Genomic DNA, 15,274 nt, shown 5'->3' with positions numbered 1-15,274 from the left:
TTTATAAAAGCCCTTTTAAACTCTTTACTGTATAAAGTTTAAGACTCTCATTTTTTTGAGATTTCAATTCATTTGTGAAACCATTTTTTGAAAATAAAACAACATAATCAGGCACTATTTCAAGCTTTTCACAAAGTTCTTTTAATTTTCCAATTTCACTATTTTTCATTTTTGAGTTTGAATATTTAGAGCTTCCTACTATAACTTTTCCACTTCTAGTTTGTGCTAAAATATTTATTTCTCTTTTTTCATCATCCCAATATCTACCTATCTCTTCTATCTCATCATCTTCAAAAATTACTTTAATATATTCATGGCATAATTGTTCAAAAACTAAATCCATAAATTCAGCTTGATAATTATCAAACTTTTTAAAGCACTCATCATAATCTTCCCTTGCAATTCCTTTATATAAAGGAGAAACAAAAGCAAACCAAAATCTTAAAAATGGAGTTGTGAAAAGAAGTTTATCTGCTGTTTCATTCTCTTCAAATTGATTTGTTAAGAAATCCATTGAAGTCTCTTGTGTAATAAACTCTAACTCTTCTAGTTTTTCAATAGATTCAATCGCCTCTTCATACTCTAAATCTGCTCTTTTAAAAGCACTATTAATTCTTCTATCTCCTAATGAAGCACCTGTTAATATCTTATGATAAAGTGATGAATTTTTTGTCTTTTTTTCAATATAGTCATGAATTTCATAAAACTCATCTAAGATGTGTCTTATTATTAGAGTTCTTAAGGGTTTTGATAAATCAAGTTTAATATCTAATCCACCAAATATTGCAAAATAATTTACTGCTGTTTGCATATCTTTAGGTTTATTTGTTTCACAAAAATCTTGAAACTGTTCAATTAGTGTTTTATTTGTTAGAATAATTATAAAGCCTTTTTTAAATTTTTTTATTTACGCTATTATATCAGATAAATGACATATTATTTTGCTAAAATTATGAAAGATATTTATTTATAAAGTATTCTCATGAAAAAACATCTCCTTGAACAATCAGTTATATTTTTTAGTGTATTGAAATGGGTGCTTCTATCTTCTACTGTAGGAGCTATTATTGGTGCTATTGTAACCTTCTTTTTAAATACTATTCATCAATCAGAGAACTTAAAAGAGTTTTTACCTTTTCCTTCATATTTTCTTTTGCCTTTTGGCTTGGTTATTACTGTATATTTAATAAAGACTTATGCACCTAGTGCTTCAGGGCATGGAACTGAAAAGATTATTGAAGCAGTACATAAAAATGAAGGGAAAATAGATTTTGCAGTTATCCCTATAAAACTTGTTGCTACTGTTATTACTATCTTTACTGGTGGCTCAGTAGGAAAAGAAGGACCTGGGGCACAAATTGGAGCAGGTGCTGCTTCTTTTATCTCAAAACTTGCAAAATTTTCTGCAAGAGATAGAAAAAAATTAGTAATTTGTGGTATTAGTGCTGGTTTTGCTTCTGTCTTTGGAACACCTATTTCTGGTGCAATTTTTGGAATAGAAGTATTAATTGTAGGTATTATTATGTATGATGTATTATTACCCTCTTTTATAGCAGGTTTTGCAGCCTTTACAACTGCTAAACTACTGGGAGTTCATTATACTTATTATTATATGGAGTTTTTACCTTTTGAAATTACTCTTATTCTAAAAGTTGCTTTAGCTGGTCTATTTTTTGGTCTTGTATCTTATATGTTTATAACTGTTTTAAAACAAACAGAATTAAAAATTAAAGCAATTAAACTAAATCCTTATTTAAAAGCTTTTATTGCAGGTATATTTTTAGTTGTTCTCTCTTTTTTTATTGGAGACCAATTTTTTGGTTTAGGACTTGATACTATTGCAAAACTATTTTTTTCAAATCCTGAGTTGATTGAAGATATTCCTTGGTACTCTTTTATTGCAAAAACTTTTTATACCTCTATTACTTTAGGAGCTGGAGGAAGTGGTGGAGTTATTACTCCTCTTTTTTATGTAGGTGCTACAAGTGGACACTTCTTTGGAAGTTTAGTAGGAGAACATTTAGCTTTATTTGCAGCATTAGGATTTACAAGTGTATTAGCAGGAGCAACAAATGCTCCAATTGCAGCAACCATTATGGCAGTTGAGCTTTTTGGTATTGATATCGCTCACTATGCAGCAATAAGTGCTGTAATTACTTTTTTAATAACAGGACATAGAAGTGTTTTTCCTTCTCAAATATTAAAATTCTCAAAATCTGATATGTTAAATATTGATTTTGGAAATAATATAGAAGAGAGTAAAATAGATTTAAGCATAAAGAGTAGGACAAAAGTTGAAGACTTTAAAAAAAGATTTAAATGGAGTGCAAAGAGATAGATGACTTTACGATTTGCAACTTTTAATCTTTTTCAATTTTGTGCACCACCTTATTCATACTATACAAAAAAAGAGAAGTTTTCAAATAAAGAGTGGAATGAAAAAATCTTATGGATAAAAAACCAAATAGAAGAGCTAAACTGCGATGTTATAGGTTTTCAAGAAGTCTTTTCAAAAGAGGTTCTTGAAGAGTTAGTTAAAGAACTTGGTTTTAAATACTTTATTACTGTAGATGATGCAAAAATTAGTAAAACTCATCCAAATATCTATACTACTACAACATTAGCTCTTGCTTCAAAATATCCTATTAAAAAAGTTTCTCAAGTAAAAGCAAATGGCTACAGTCTAAAAAAATATAATTTCAAAGGCACCTTTAGATTTTCAAGAGTTCCGATTAAAGCTTTAATTGAGTTTCCTAATAATTTAGAAATAACAGTTTATGTAAATCACTTTAAATCAAATAGGTTAAATGAATTTGAGTATATCTTTACAGAAAAAGATACTCTTAAAATAAAAAAAGAGAAGGTAAAAGATGCTTTAGAAAAGGATTATTCCCCTGCACTAAAACAGAGGCTTTGTGAGACTTCTTCTTTATATTATGACTTTAAAAGAACAAAAACTCCAATAATTTGTTTATGTGATTTAAATGATAAAGAGTACTCTTTAAGTATAGATGCACTTACAAATAGAGCCTATCATGAAGAGTTAGATAAAAATTTCAATCTCTTACATGATGCTTATTATTTATATGACAAAAAAGTTTATAATCCACATCCTGAACAAAAAGAGATAAAAAGAACTCCCACAAGTTATTATCAATCTTATGGAAATGTAATTGATTATATTTTTGTTTCAAAAGAGTTTGATAAAAGATATAAAAATCATCTTGGAAAAATAAACTCTTATGAAGTATTTGACAAACATTTACAAGAAAATCGTGATGGAAGTCTAAATAAAAGTGACCATGCTCCTGTTGTATGTGAGCTTTTATTAAAAGATTAAGAAAGAGAGCTTTTTGAAGCTTTTTTTCTATCTTTAATTAGATTACCTAAAAATATTTGCTCTTGTTTATTTATAATTTCACTTTTTAAAAGTTCTCCTAAAATAGCACTTGGTGTTCTTTCAAGTTTTGAAGCAATTAATAAAATTGTAGTATCTTTTTTATAAAGGCTTTTTAATTTGATTTTTTCTTCTAAACTCCATTTTAATCCACTTTTTTTAGCTTTACCTTGCTCTAAATTCTTTTTCTCTTTTAGTAATTGGAGTTCATCATATTGCATTTTTGAAAGATTTACTTTATCTTCATCTTTTTCAAAACTCTCTTTATCTTCTGCTATTTTTCTATTGATTAATTTATCAATTTTAGAACTCATAAGATAATGGAAGTTTTCACTATCTTTTACTAAAACCTCTTTTGCTCTTGTTAAAGCCACATAAAAAAGATTAAATTCATCTATTAATTCTTGATTAGAGATTTTAAGTAGTTCACTTTGAAACTGCTTTAAACTATCATAACCTAAATCAAAAATCAAATCTGCAAAATTTGGAAAATCATCTGCAATAACTACACTATCCCACTCTAAACCTTTTGCTGTATGTGCTGTAGTTAAAAATAGAATTTCATTAACTCTTTTATCAAAATTATTCAAAGCTCTATTTTGCCAAGCCTTATAAAATTTTATAGCTACTTCTTTAAACTCAAAGATCTTCTCTTTATACTCTCGTACAACTTTTAATGCTGTTTTTAGTTCAAAATCATCTACTTCTTTGGCATAAGAACTTAATTCATCTTCATCTTTAAAATCTTTTAAAAATATATTTTTTCTTATTTGTTCTCTTTCATTATTTAACAAATAAAAAACTTCTATACTCAAAGAGAATATCTCTTCTGGATTTCTTACTGTTACAAAAGGTTTTCTATGTTCAATTCTTTTGGAAATAACAGAAATAAGTTGGGCATTTGTTCTTGAAACATAACCATTAGTATTTAGCTCTTTCTCTTTTTCTACTGCTTTGATTTTTACTTTTTCATTTTTAAAATTTTCCAATAAGATATTTGCATAATTTGCTATTGTTTCATTAAATCTAAAACTTGTAGATAGATATAGTTCCTTATCACAAGAGATTTTTTCTAAAGCATTTTTACTTCCTCTAAAAGAGTAAATTTGCTGATGTTTATCTCCCACATAAACTTTTACTTTTGAATTTAAAGCTTCAAAAATACCCAAAGTAACTTCATTTGTATCTTGGGCTTCATCTAACATTACAATATCATATTCAAATTGGGGAATTTGCTCTTTAGAAAGAAGAAGATAATAGTATTTTAAATAGAAGCTATGACTTGGTTTTAACATTCCAATTAGCATATAGTCAAACATCTTTTTTGCAGTTTTATGTTCTAAATCATCTTTTGTAATCTCATCTTGAGTATTATTACAAAAGTTTTCAAAGATTTTTAAAGCACCTATTGCTTGTGTATATGGGATTTCAAACTCTTTTGAAATATCAATTGCTCGATAATTTACTAAAGAGTTTAAATCAACTTGAGTATATTTTTTTACAGCAGAGTATGCTAAACCATGTGTTGTTTTTACATTTGTATTATTAGGGAAAAGAGAATTAGCTTCATTTTTTATTGCACTATTAAAAGCAAGATATAAAATCTTTTTCTCTTTATATTCATTTGCTATTAATTTTAAAGTTGTTGTTTTCCCTGTTCCCGCAAAGGCATTTATCTTTATATTTTTATATTTTTTTACAGCTTTTACTATATCTTTTTGTTCACTTGTTAAATTCATAAAAGAATAGTAGCAAAAAATTTTATATCTAAATTAAAGTATTACAGTTTGCAATTTTACTTTAACTCAACAGAAGTATATTCAATGCACCTTGCACTAAAAAAACCTCTTGAATAATTTGGCGAAGTAAAAAAATGATTTTCTAGTTTCCACTCATTTGATTTTTCAATAATAATACTTTGAGCAACTTTTCGTAAAGTTTTGCTTTCACAAATAATCTTTTTACCCTCATTAAAAGCCGTTTCCACTTTATCTATTCTATTAGTAGTTACTAAATAATGTGTACCAATAAGTATTGAAAGTGTGATACTTACAATAAAAAAACCTTTTTTTAAAGCACCTTTAGGCATAAATTTTCTTGTAGTTACAAAAAGAGTAATTACTAAAATAAAAAGTGCTATTGCTAAATAGCCTGCTTCAAGTTTAAAAAATAGTTCCATTTTAAAATCCTTTATAAATAATTATCTTCCCAATTTTTAAAATCATCACTAAAATATTTAATTCTTACTTTTTTAAATTCTCTTGAAGAATATAAAGGTAAGTTTGATTTATATTCAATCTCTTTTTCTATATTTTTGATAACCTCATTTGTTTCTTCTTTTGTTTTTCCATGAATCATTGTAAATAAATTATAATTCCAGTTTTGATACTTAGGTCTTAAGTAGCAATGAGAAACATTTGAGAAACTAGCAGCAATTTTACCTATGGTGTCTGCTTCTTTTTCATCAATATCCCAAACAACCATTGCATTTGCATTAAATCCTGCTTGTCTATGATTTAAAATAGAAGCAAATCTTCTCATAATTCCACACTCTTGAAACTCTTTTAAGGTAGTAAAAAAATCATCATAACTTAGATTTAACTTCTCAACTATCTTTTTAAAAGGTTCTTGTACAAACTCAATATCATTTTGTATCTCTTTAATAAGATTAAAATGTTTTTCTTCTAGTTTCATAGTTTTGAACTCTTTATTTTCAACTCTCTCTTTTTTATTTTGTTTATTTGTAGTATCTAATTTAACAGAAATTTTAAAAAGTTTTAAAGTAGGTAAAATTATATAATCTAAAGCATCACATAAAATTGATAATTGTTTGACTGTCTCTTCTAAAGTACTTTTAGAATTTGGAGCAATTGCAAGAGTAAACCAAATATTATAACTATGGTTTCTTTCATAATTATGGGAAATACCAGGGTGAGAATTTAAAATTTCTACAGCTTTATCTATATTCTCTTTTTTTACTTCAAAAGCAACTAAAGAGGATTTAAAACCCAATTTTTTTGTATCTAATATGGCTGATGTTTGCCTTATTATATTATTACTTTTTTGTAATTGAAGAGTTTGAAGTACTTCCTCTTCACTTATTTTTAACTCTTGTGCAATCCTGAAAAAAGGTCTTCTCACTAGGGGAAAACTTTTTTGTATTCTATATAAAATCTCATTTTTCATTGTTCTATCCCAAGTCAAATTTTTCAAGTATAACAACAATCTATATTTTTTACATTGATATAAAACAATAATTGATATATGTTAATGTTTTTATCTATATATTTAAATATACTTAGAAAATAAAATAAGTAAAAAGAGTATAAATGGCATATTTCCCAGCATTCATAAAACTTAAAGATAAAAAAGTATTAATTATTGGAGGTGGTACTATTGCCTATGAAAAATTAATGCATTTACTTGAATTTACTAGTGATATCACTCTTTTATCAAAAGAGTATTCAAGAGATATTTCTAACTTAATTGCTGTTACTTCTTTAAACTATATACAAAAAGAGTATGCGCATACAGATATAAAAGGCTTTGATATTATTATTGCAGCCATAGATGATATCTCTTTGCAAGAAAAAATATATATAGAATCGAGAAGTCATAATTGCCTATGTAATTGTGTAGATTTGCCAAATTGTTGTGATTTTATTTTTCCTGCTTATTTAAAAAAAGGAGATTTAACAGTTGCTATCTCTACGGCAGGAACTTCTCCCGCTTTTGCTAAACAGCTTAGAATATATTTAGAAAAAATAATACCAAACTCTGTAAGTGGCTTTTTAAAAAATATGAAAGAGTATAGAGATACTCTACCAAAAGGGGAAGAAAGAATGCAATTCTTAGATAAAAAAGCTAAAGAATATATATCAAAATGGAGAAAAAATGAAATCTAAACCTTTATTAATTATTGCTTTTTTTATAATTTTTATCTTCTTAAGTATTACTGCGTTAAAGGAGTCAATGCCTTCTGCTAGAAATGAAAGAGTCTATTCAATCTTAGAGAACTATATACCTTATATTATTGAAAAAAGAGCAGGAGGTTTATCTATTGTTGATAAAACAACTGGAATAAAAGAGAAACCACCGGCAAAACAAGTCTTTTTAAGATTGGAACAACTAGAAAAACTATGGGCTAAAGAGTTTTTAAAATTAGATAAGAATATATTGATTATTTATAACAAAGAGAAAAAAGAGATTAAAAGAATAACCTTAGAAACAAATGATGAATTAAATTGGGTAAAAGAGTATTTTCAAATAAAATAAAAAAGGGGCTCTTATGATGAAGGATCAATTAAAAGAGATTTATCTATTTAGAGATTTAGATGATGATACTTTAGAAGAGATTTCAAAGATTACTTCTGTTATAAAATTATCAAAAGATAATATCTTATTTTATGAAGGAGAAAAATCTAAATTTTTATATCTTCTTACAAAAGGAATTATCAAAGTATATAAAACCTCATCCAATGATAAAGAGATTATTTTGAAATATTTTCATGCTAATGAATTTATTGCAGAAGTTGCAAATTTTGAAAATATTGCCTACCCTGCTACAGCTCAATGTTTTATTGATTCAGAAGTCTTAAAAATTGATTTTCTTAAATTAAAAGAGATTATTTATAATAATCCTAAACTTGCTTTTATAATTCAAACTTCTTTGATAAAAAAAATAAGAAATCTAGAAAAACTAGTTTCTTTACATATTGTTCTAGATTCAAAAGAGAGAATTGCTAAATATATCTATGAGCAACCTGAACATTTTTTTAATACAAAAAATATACTTATTGCAGAGATTTTAAATATCTCTCCTGAAACCTTGTCAAGAATGTTAAAATATTTTAAAGATGAAGGGTTAGTTGATACAAAAAATAGAACTGTAAATAGAGAAAAACTTGAAGAGATTTTTAGATTAGAAAAATAGAAGTGGTTGTTAAAACCACTTTATTTTTTCTCTTAACTTTACAACTTCTCCAATAACTATAATTGCAGGAGTTGGCATATTTTTTGAAGCCTCTACTATATTTTCTAAAGTTGAAACGACTACTTTTTGATTACTTGTTGTACCTTGAGAGATTACAGCACAGGGATAGTCTTTACTTTTACCTAAGCTAAGAAGTTTTGTAGTAATAAGTTTTATATTATGAAATCCCATTAAAAAAACAATAGTTTCATCATTTAAAAAACTTTCCCACTCTATTTGTGAAATCTTTTTATTTGGAGTTTCATGTCCCGTTACAACTCTAAAAGAAGTAGTAATTCCTCTATGTGTTACAGGAATACCTGCATAAGCAGGAACACTTATACATGAAGTGATACCTGGAATAATTTCAAACTCAATATCTCTATCATAAAGATAAATTGCTTCTTCCCCTCCTCTTCCAAAAACAAAAGGATCTCCCCCTTTTAATCTAACTACTTTTTCATATTTTAAAGCAGCTTGATAGATTATCTCATTTATCTCATCTTGAGGAACACAATGTTCCCCATCCTTTTTCCCTACATATACCTTTTCACAACTTTTTTTTGCTAACTTTAAAATCTCTGGATTTGCTAACCTATCATAAATAATAATATCTGCTTGCTCAACTACTCTTACTGCTTTTAAAGTTAATAGTTCCATATCACCAGGACCAGCTCCTGTTAAATATACCTTTGCCATTATTCACTCCTTTTATAAATAAATATTCCAGAAGGCTTTTTAATATCTAAAATCTCTTTTTCAATTGTCCAGTTTTTAGTATTAATTAGTACAACTTTATTTGTATCATTTACAGAAACATAAAGATTTGGTTTTTCATTAGACCATCTAAGATGTAAAACCTTTCCATCAAAAGTAAAGCTCTTTATAATTTCTAAACTTTTTGTATCAATAATCTCAATCGTTGGAAAATCTTTTCCTGAATAAGTCACTGCTAGGAAATCTTTTTTAGGGCTTAAACTTGTAAAAACAGGTAAACCTTTTGTTTTAATATTTTTTATAAATTCAAAATCATTACCATAAACTAATACTTTTTTATCTCCAACAGCAGGAACAAATACCTTATCCCCACCTATAGACCAAAATCCAAAGTGTGGAACTTTTAAAACCATTTGCCTATTTTCATCTAAAAAGATTTTTACTTTTTTAAACTGCATTGTATTTAAGTCTACTACCCCAAAGTGTTTAGAAGTAAAAAAGCCCACAATATACTTTTCATCTTTTATCATGGCATCAAAGGGTAGTTCTCCAATATCTTTAAACTCTTTAAAAAGTTTAAAGTCAGGCTTTTTTAAACCTTGATTTAAATCCTTATATACAGAGATAATATCATTATCCATTTGTGAAAAGATTAGATAGTTTTTATAGATTTTTATACCTACATTTTTAGAGCCCGTAAAGATTTTTTTAATAGGTTGTAAATCTCTTGTTAAAATATCTACACTTTTATCATCATAATTAGCAACTGCAACATAATACTCTCCAATTACAAAGCCAATTGCAGATTTTGAAGTTTTATATTCACTAATTATCTTTTCTGAGAGAGGATCAAACTTTATTACATAACCATCCCTTGAAATCACATAAGCATCTTTGTCTCTAAACTTTACAACCCCATGATTCATATTTCTCATATTTTCTATTCTATTTGTTTTAGAATCTTTAGAAATAACAGCAAGAGAGGAGTCTTCTCTCTCCACAACAAAAATTTTCTCACCTGCTTGTAAAAAATCAACTATTACAAGTATTAATAAACACCATTTTAAAAATCTCATCTTAGCTCCTAATCTCTTCTAAAGTTAGATAACAAGAAGGGTCTTCTTGCCATAAATCACCACTAAGAGCAAAGGCTCTTGCCCTCGAACCACCATTACAAATAGAAATATATTTACACTCTTCACATTTACCTTTTATTTTTCTTGGAAATTCCCTTAGCTTGTTTAAAATCTCATTTGAAGTATCATTCCAAATCTCATTAAAAGGTGTTTGTAAATAGTTACCTATTGAACAAGGAAAGAAAGGGTCTGGTTTTACAACTCCTTCCCAATTTATATTCCCTAATCTATTTCCACAAGAATTTCCTTTCCACCTTAATAGTTTCTCTTCTAAACTTAGAACTTTTTCGGGATAGACTTCTTTAAACCTATTTAAAAGTAAGATAGCATCCATCTCCATATTTCCAGTTACAATATCTATCTCTTTTTTTTCTTTGTAATACTCAAAAGCTTTATCTATAATATATTCCACATACTCTCTTCTTTTCTCTTTTGAAATATCAATATTTAGGTTTTCTTCTCCTCTTCCTGAATATACTAAATGAGAGATATAAAATTTTTTTATATTTAATTTTTCAACTAATTCAAACATCTTAAAGAAACTGCTTTGAGTCTCTTTTGTAAGAGTAAATCTAAGCCCCGCATTCCCACCATATTTTGAGATTAGATTTATAGCTTCAATAGCTTTCTTATAAGAGCCTTTATGCCCTCTAAATCTATCATGTACTTCTTCTATTCCATCAATAGAAATACCTATATAATTAAAAGTATCTATGATTTTTTCTACATTATTTTCATTTATAAAAAACCCATTTGTAGAGAGATATGTAAAGATTTTTTTCTCTTTCATATATGAAGCTATTTCAAAGATATCTTTTCTTAAAAGAGGTTCTCCTCCTGAAAAAATTACAAAATTGATATTTGCTTCTTTTAATTCATCAATAGTCTTTTTTATCTGCTCTAAAGTAAGAGTATCTTTTTCATACATATCAGCTTTACTATAACAGTGATGACATAGTAAATTACAGCGATTAGTAAAATTCCAAATTAAAATAGAACCATTTAAAGTTCTGGCCTTTGTCTCTTCAAGAGTTGATTTTATTAGATTGGATAAACGTAACATATTAATCTTCTTTTTTAAATGATAGGATAAAGTTTGTAACCTCATCTAATTCTTGGAGGGTTAATTTATCTTTAAAACTTGGCATAACACTTCTTTTATATCCAAGTTGTTTATATGTAGATTTTGGGGCAATTATATGTCCTTTTATTTCACCAACTGTTCTTTTATTTGCAATCTCTTGAAAAGAAGGACCAAAAGCAAGAGAAGTTTCATGATGACATCCCCAACAATACTCTTTAAAAACCTTATTATCTACACTATTTGCAGAAGCTGTTGCATAAAGAATTATTACAAGAGAAACTCTAATTATGAAGCACATTTTTTCTCCTTTTGCTTTAAGACTATAATCATCTTAACATAATACCAAGGGGCTTGTACTTGATATCTATCAATAAATAAAAAAACAAAATCAGCTAAAATATCTAAATAAATTTTAAGGATTTACCATGCAAATTATAATGATATTTGTTTTTTCTATTGTTCTACTTATTTTTATGATATATCCCGCTATAAAAATAGTTGAATACCTAGAAAAATATATAAAAATAAGTAACAAAACCTATGATTTATTAACCGTTCTAATCACAATTTTTCTATCTTTAATAGTTGGATTAGGACTATATTATTTATAAATACTCTTTCTCTTTATACTTTGAAGAAAAGCTTCTAAGCTTCTTTTTTCATAAGTATTTAACTTTAAATTTTCACAAGGAAGAGTATTTTTACACTTTTGCTTAAAAATATCCCAGCCAAAAAGTCTTGGATAAAACTTTCTACTTTTATTTATATAGTTATATTTACCAACAGGTATATTTGCTTTATATGAAGCAAGCTGTTTAAAACTATTTGTATCTAAAACTATAATTTCTCCATCTTTTTCATAAATACTTAAATAAGTATATTTCCCATCTCCACTATATTCAGTATGAATATATTGTTTATTTTTTCTAGGAGTTAAAGTTTTAAGGGAGTAATCTTCTTTATCTATTAATACAAGTTTATCACTGCCATTATCTGTCCAAAGATAAGGTGTATTAGGATGAGTTTTAACAAAAAAACCATCGCCTTTTATATTAACTTGTTTAATAAATTGCCAGTCATACATCTTCCAAATTGTTACATATGGCTTTTTTATATGTGGTGTTGCAAAATAGAAGTTTCCATTTTTATACCAATATGTAGCAGAGAAAAGATGGGGCATTCCTTCCATTTTATATTCAAAAACCATTTTTAAAGTTTTTAAATCAAATACTCGTAAGAGTTTACCTTTTCTTGCTGTTCCTATTAAATAATCTTCAAAAGGGTCTATAAAAAAATCCTCAATTGGGTCATCTATATTTGTATAATTGATTTTAAAACTATTTGTATCAAGAGTTGCCAGTAAAGGTTTATTTCTAAAAGTGAAAATTGCTTTATCTTGTGAATATAATTCATATAAAGCAGAAACTTTACCTTCAAGTTTTTTTACCTCTAAAGGAATCATACTTTTGGTATCAATTATTACAACTTGCTCAGGAAGTAAACAGGTTGCAAAAAGATTTTTTCCATCATTACTTAAAGAGATATTTCTTAAATTAATACAGGCTCTTACTTTGTTGAATCTTTGACCTGTTTTTAAAGAGTAGTTTTGTACCCAACCATCTCTTGTGGGAACATAGATATTTTTTGCATCACTACTATATTTTATACCCCCATGTACATTGGCTAAAGGAAATTTACTTAAAACTCTTGTATCTTCCATAACCCAAACTTTAGAACCATCCCGTTCAACAACAGGAAGTACTTGTTCTATATCTTTTATTTTTAAGGGGTTTAAAGGATCATCAAAAGAAGTAATTGAGTTATAGATATCCTCTTTACTCCATTGTATTTTCTCTTTAATTGGTGATTTAATATATCTTGCTATTGATAATAATTCATAAGGATTTAAAAAATCATATTTTGGCATTAAAGTTTGAGGAAAACCATCTTTTATCTTTGAAGATAACTCTTTTTCTGTAAATTTTCTTAAGAATTTAGGTAATAAAGGAGGTCCATCTAAACCTATTCTTTTTTTATGGTGGCAAGTTGCACAATATTTATTATATAACTCTTTACCAACTTCTTTTTTAGGTAATGCTTCAAGAGTATGAACTAATGCTGCATTATCTGAAGCAAAGACATTACTTAAAAAAATAGTTAGCAAAAAAAAGACTTTCCTTGTAGATTTCATAATATAAGCCTTTCAATAAATTATTTTAGTACCAAGCCTAAGGCTTGATACTAAGAGATAAATTAATATGTATCTGTCATTGTGTTTGTTACATTAAATTTACCTGTTGGTGTAATTAATCTTTTATCATCAATTACTGATTTTAGTTCTAAAGTTTTTGAATCATAGATTAAAATAGGGCTTGCTTTTAATTTATTACCCCAAATTGATGTCCAAACTTCTGAACCATCTGCATTGAACTCAAAATGAACAGGTCCTCTTGAAGCAACCTCTTTACCATCTTCAGTTTTTGCAGGAGTTAAATATTTTTTAGGAATAGGTATAGTTTTAACTACCTCTAAACTCTCTTTATCTAATACATAGATTTGTGTTTGAAGTTTTCTATCTGGATTAACTGGTCTATCAGCAAAAATATATGGTGAGTTTGGATGTCCTTTTATAAATAAATTTCCTCCACCTTCACCAGGAAGAGAAGTTTTCTTAACAACTTTCCAAGCATACTGAGGATAGTTTACAGGATCTGTTCCAATGAAAATAATATCATTTGAACCTATATGCCCTGAACCCCAAATTGGACCATATTTTTTAGAATTAATATTTACACCTCTTCCTGGGTGAGGTTTAATTCCTTGAGATGGAATATTAGCAACTAATTTCCCTTCTTTTGTATCAATTACAGAGATAATATTTTTAGCATTTGCAGCTGTCATAAAATATCTTTTTGATAAATCCCAACCACCATCGTGTAAATATCTTTCAGCTTCAACCATTGTAACTTTAGGGTTTTTAACATTTGAGTAGTCATATAACCACACTTGACCTGTCTCTTTAATATTTACAACCCATTCTGGTTTTTCATGTGAAGCAATAATTGCAGCAACTCTTGCTTCTCTTGTATACTCATTTGTATCATAAGTATAACTTGCTGTTGAAACAATTTTTAAAGGTTCAAGAGTGTCTGCTTCAAGTGTCACAATTGAAGGTGGCCAATAACATCCAACAATCGCATATTTATCTTTAAAATCTGGATGTTTAGATGTATCAATAGCTCTTGCATCATTACAAGTTCTAATTTCAGCTACATTTTTAGGAACCTTCATCCATAAATCAATCATAGAAGCCTTTCCATCTCTTCCAATTACATACATATATCTTCCAGAAGCACCTGTTCTAGTAATATGTGTTGCAAAACCTGATGGTACAACTGAAACTATTTTCTTTGTAACTCCATCAATAATAGCAATTTCTCCTACATCCCTTAAAATAACTGCAAAGTAGTCTTTCCAGTTTTTAGCTTCAGGAGCTTTTGGTCTATCTTTTACAGGTATAAGAATCTTATGTGATTTCTTCATATCTGCCATAGATTTTTCAGGTGGAAGAGGAGCTTTAATTTGGATATATTTAGCCATTAACTCTGTCTCTTCTTTTGTTAATTCACCTGTTTTCCCCCAACCAGGCATTCCCCCTGGTGTTCCATTATTGATTATATACTTTAAAGATTCTGTTCCTATTGCTTTTGAAACATCTGCTTCTAAGCTAGGTCCTAAAGCCCCTTTTCTTAGCATACCATGACATCCAGCACATCTATCAAAATATACTTGTGTTGCTTTTTTCATCTCTTCTTTTGACAACTTAATCTCTTCTGCACCAACTACTGATGTTAATCCTAAACAAGCAATAGTTACCATACCTAATACATTTCTAATCTTCATAATATTTATCTCCTTCGTTTGAAATAAATAAAAACTAATTATTATTAGTTAAGCCTTATCCTTAA

15 protein-coding genes are annotated in these 15,274 nt (G+C 27.5%); 5 read left to right on the top strand and 10 right to left on the bottom strand.

The window, feature by feature from the left end; translation table 11 throughout:
* Position 1: 1 nt before the first annotated feature.
* Positions 2–811, bottom strand: a complete 810-nt coding sequence (locus ABIV_RS02120; RefSeq protein WP_114838322.1) for a DUF234 domain-containing protein — start codon at positions 809–811, stop codon at positions 2–4.
* Positions 812–982: 171 nt separating this feature from the next.
* On the opposite strand from ABIV_RS02120, the gene ABIV_RS02115 reads away from it, so the two are divergent.
* Together ABIV_RS02115 and ABIV_RS02110 are read left to right on the top strand one after the other, a co-directional pair.
* On the top strand, positions 983–2,338 hold the full coding sequence (locus tag ABIV_RS02115; protein WP_114838321.1) for a chloride channel protein: 1,356 nt from the start codon (positions 983–985) through the stop codon (positions 2,336–2,338).
* On the top strand, positions 2,339–3,340 hold the full coding sequence (locus ABIV_RS02110) for an endonuclease/exonuclease/phosphatase family protein (RefSeq protein WP_114838320.1): 1,002 nt from the start codon (positions 2,339–2,341) through the stop codon (positions 3,338–3,340).
* Here ABIV_RS02110 and ABIV_RS02105 read toward each other — a convergent pair.
* From ABIV_RS02105 to ahbB, 3 genes are read right to left on the bottom strand one after another with little or no spacing between them, the layout of a single operon-like run.
* Positions 3,337–5,136, bottom strand: coding sequence for a UvrD-helicase domain-containing protein (locus ABIV_RS02105; RefSeq protein WP_114838319.1), 1,800 nt, complete (start codon positions 5,134–5,136; stop codon positions 3,337–3,339). The two genes, ABIV_RS02110 and ABIV_RS02105, sit on opposite strands and share 4 nt — an antisense overlap.
* 56 nt (positions 5,137–5,192) lie before the next feature.
* Positions 5,193–5,576 carry a hypothetical protein gene (locus ABIV_RS02100; protein ID WP_114838318.1) on the bottom strand — a complete coding sequence of 128 codons (384 nt, stop codon included), beginning with the start codon at positions 5,574–5,576 and terminating at the stop codon, positions 5,193–5,195.
* An 11-nt stretch (positions 5,577–5,587) separates the two neighbouring features.
* Complete coding sequence (gene ahbB / locus ABIV_RS02095; RefSeq protein ID WP_114838317.1) at positions 5,588–6,583, bottom strand: siroheme decarboxylase subunit beta; 996 nt, start codon at positions 6,581–6,583, stop codon at positions 5,588–5,590.
* Between the two features lie 143 nt (positions 6,584–6,726).
* On the opposite strand from ahbB, the gene ABIV_RS02090 reads away from it, so the two are divergent.
* From ABIV_RS02090 to ABIV_RS02080, 3 genes are read left to right on the top strand one after another with little or no spacing between them, the layout of a single operon-like run.
* On the top strand, positions 6,727–7,302 hold the full coding sequence (locus tag ABIV_RS02090; protein WP_114838316.1) for a precorrin-2 dehydrogenase/sirohydrochlorin ferrochelatase family protein: 576 nt from the start codon (positions 6,727–6,729) through the stop codon (positions 7,300–7,302).
* Entirely contained in the window at positions 7,292–7,672 is a 381-nt protein-coding gene (locus ABIV_RS02085) for a hypothetical protein (protein ID WP_114838315.1), read from the top strand. The genes ABIV_RS02090 and ABIV_RS02085 overlap by 11 nt, the downstream gene beginning before the upstream one ends.
* 16 nt (positions 7,673–7,688) lie before the next feature.
* Positions 7,689–8,330, top strand: a complete 642-nt coding sequence (locus ABIV_RS02080; RefSeq protein WP_114840428.1) for a Crp/Fnr family transcriptional regulator — start codon at positions 7,689–7,691, stop codon at positions 8,328–8,330.
* A gap of 9 nt (positions 8,331–8,339) precedes the next feature.
* Here the strand turns inward: ABIV_RS02080 and cobA are convergent, their stop codons facing one another.
* The 6 genes from cobA to ABIV_RS02045 all read right to left on the bottom strand — a co-directional run bounded on the left by cobA (position 8,340) and on the right by ABIV_RS02045 (position 15,209).
* On the bottom strand, positions 8,340–9,068 hold the full coding sequence (gene cobA, locus ABIV_RS02075; protein WP_114838314.1) for a uroporphyrinogen-III C-methyltransferase: 729 nt from the start codon (positions 9,066–9,068) through the stop codon (positions 8,340–8,342).
* Positions 9,068–10,162 (bottom strand): cytochrome D1 domain-containing protein, encoded by a 1,095-nt coding sequence (locus tag ABIV_RS02070; RefSeq protein ID WP_114838313.1) that lies wholly within the window; start codon positions 10,160–10,162, stop codon positions 9,068–9,070. The genes cobA and ABIV_RS02070 overlap by 1 nt, the downstream gene beginning before the upstream one ends.
* A 1-nt stretch (position 10,163) precedes the next feature.
* A complete protein-coding gene (locus ABIV_RS02065; RefSeq protein WP_114838312.1) occupies positions 10,164–11,285 on the bottom strand; it encodes a radical SAM/SPASM domain-containing protein in 1,122 nt (373 codons plus the stop codon).
* A 1-nt stretch (position 11,286) separates the two neighbouring features.
* Positions 11,287–11,604 carry a c-type cytochrome gene (locus tag ABIV_RS02060; protein WP_114838311.1) on the bottom strand — a complete coding sequence of 106 codons (318 nt, stop codon included), beginning with the start codon at positions 11,602–11,604 and terminating at the stop codon, positions 11,287–11,289.
* A gap of 303 nt (positions 11,605–11,907) precedes the next feature.
* Positions 11,908–13,470, bottom strand: coding sequence for a nitrite reductase (locus ABIV_RS02050; protein ID WP_162917967.1), 1,563 nt, complete (start codon positions 13,468–13,470; stop codon positions 11,908–11,910).
* 89 nt (positions 13,471–13,559) lie between these two features.
* Complete coding sequence (locus tag ABIV_RS02045; protein ID WP_114838308.1) at positions 13,560–15,209, bottom strand: nitrite reductase; 1,650 nt, start codon at positions 15,207–15,209, stop codon at positions 13,560–13,562.
* Between the last annotated feature and the right edge of the window lie 65 nt (positions 15,210–15,274).

Source organism: Halarcobacter bivalviorum, from assembly GCF_003346815.1.
GTDB classification, from domain to species: domain Bacteria; phylum Campylobacterota; class Campylobacteria; order Campylobacterales; family Arcobacteraceae; genus Halarcobacter; species Halarcobacter bivalviorum.
This window is presented reverse-complemented; position numbering and strand designations above follow the sequence as displayed.

Coding starts and splice junctions, on each gene's coding strand:
- ABIV_RS02120 (WP_114838322.1), bottom strand. CDS start 811: ATGCAAACAGCAGTAAATTATTTTGCAATATTTGGTGGATTAGATATT.
- ABIV_RS02115 (WP_114838321.1), top strand. CDS start 983: ATGAAAAAACATCTCCTTGAACAATCAGTTATATTTTTTAGTGTATTG.
- ABIV_RS02110 (WP_114838320.1), top strand. CDS start 2,339: ATGACTTTACGATTTGCAACTTTTAATCTTTTTCAATTTTGTGCACCA.
- ABIV_RS02105 (WP_114838319.1), bottom strand. CDS start 5,136: ATGAATTTAACAAGTGAACAAAAAGATATAGTAAAAGCTGTAAAAAAA.
- ABIV_RS02100 (WP_114838318.1), bottom strand. CDS start 5,576: ATGGAACTATTTTTTAAACTTGAAGCAGGCTATTTAGCAATAGCACTT.
- ahbB (WP_114838317.1), bottom strand. CDS start 6,583: ATGAAAAATGAGATTTTATATAGAATACAAAAAAGTTTTCCCCTAGTG.
- ABIV_RS02090 (WP_114838316.1), top strand. CDS start 6,727: ATGGCATATTTCCCAGCATTCATAAAACTTAAAGATAAAAAAGTATTA.
- ABIV_RS02085 (WP_114838315.1), top strand. CDS start 7,292: ATGAAATCTAAACCTTTATTAATTATTGCTTTTTTTATAATTTTTATC.
- ABIV_RS02080 (WP_114840428.1), top strand. CDS start 7,689: ATGAAGGATCAATTAAAAGAGATTTATCTATTTAGAGATTTAGATGAT.
- cobA (WP_114838314.1), bottom strand. CDS start 9,068: ATGGCAAAGGTATATTTAACAGGAGCTGGTCCTGGTGATATGGAACTA.
- ABIV_RS02070 (WP_114838313.1), bottom strand. CDS start 10,162: ATGAGATTTTTAAAATGGTGTTTATTAATACTTGTAATAGTTGATTTT.
- ABIV_RS02065 (WP_114838312.1), bottom strand. CDS start 11,285: ATGTTACGTTTATCCAATCTAATAAAATCAACTCTTGAAGAGACAAAG.
- ABIV_RS02060 (WP_114838311.1), bottom strand. CDS start 11,604: ATGTGCTTCATAATTAGAGTTTCTCTTGTAATAATTCTTTATGCAACA.
- ABIV_RS02045 (WP_114838308.1), bottom strand. CDS start 15,209: ATGAAGATTAGAAATGTATTAGGTATGGTAACTATTGCTTGTTTAGGA.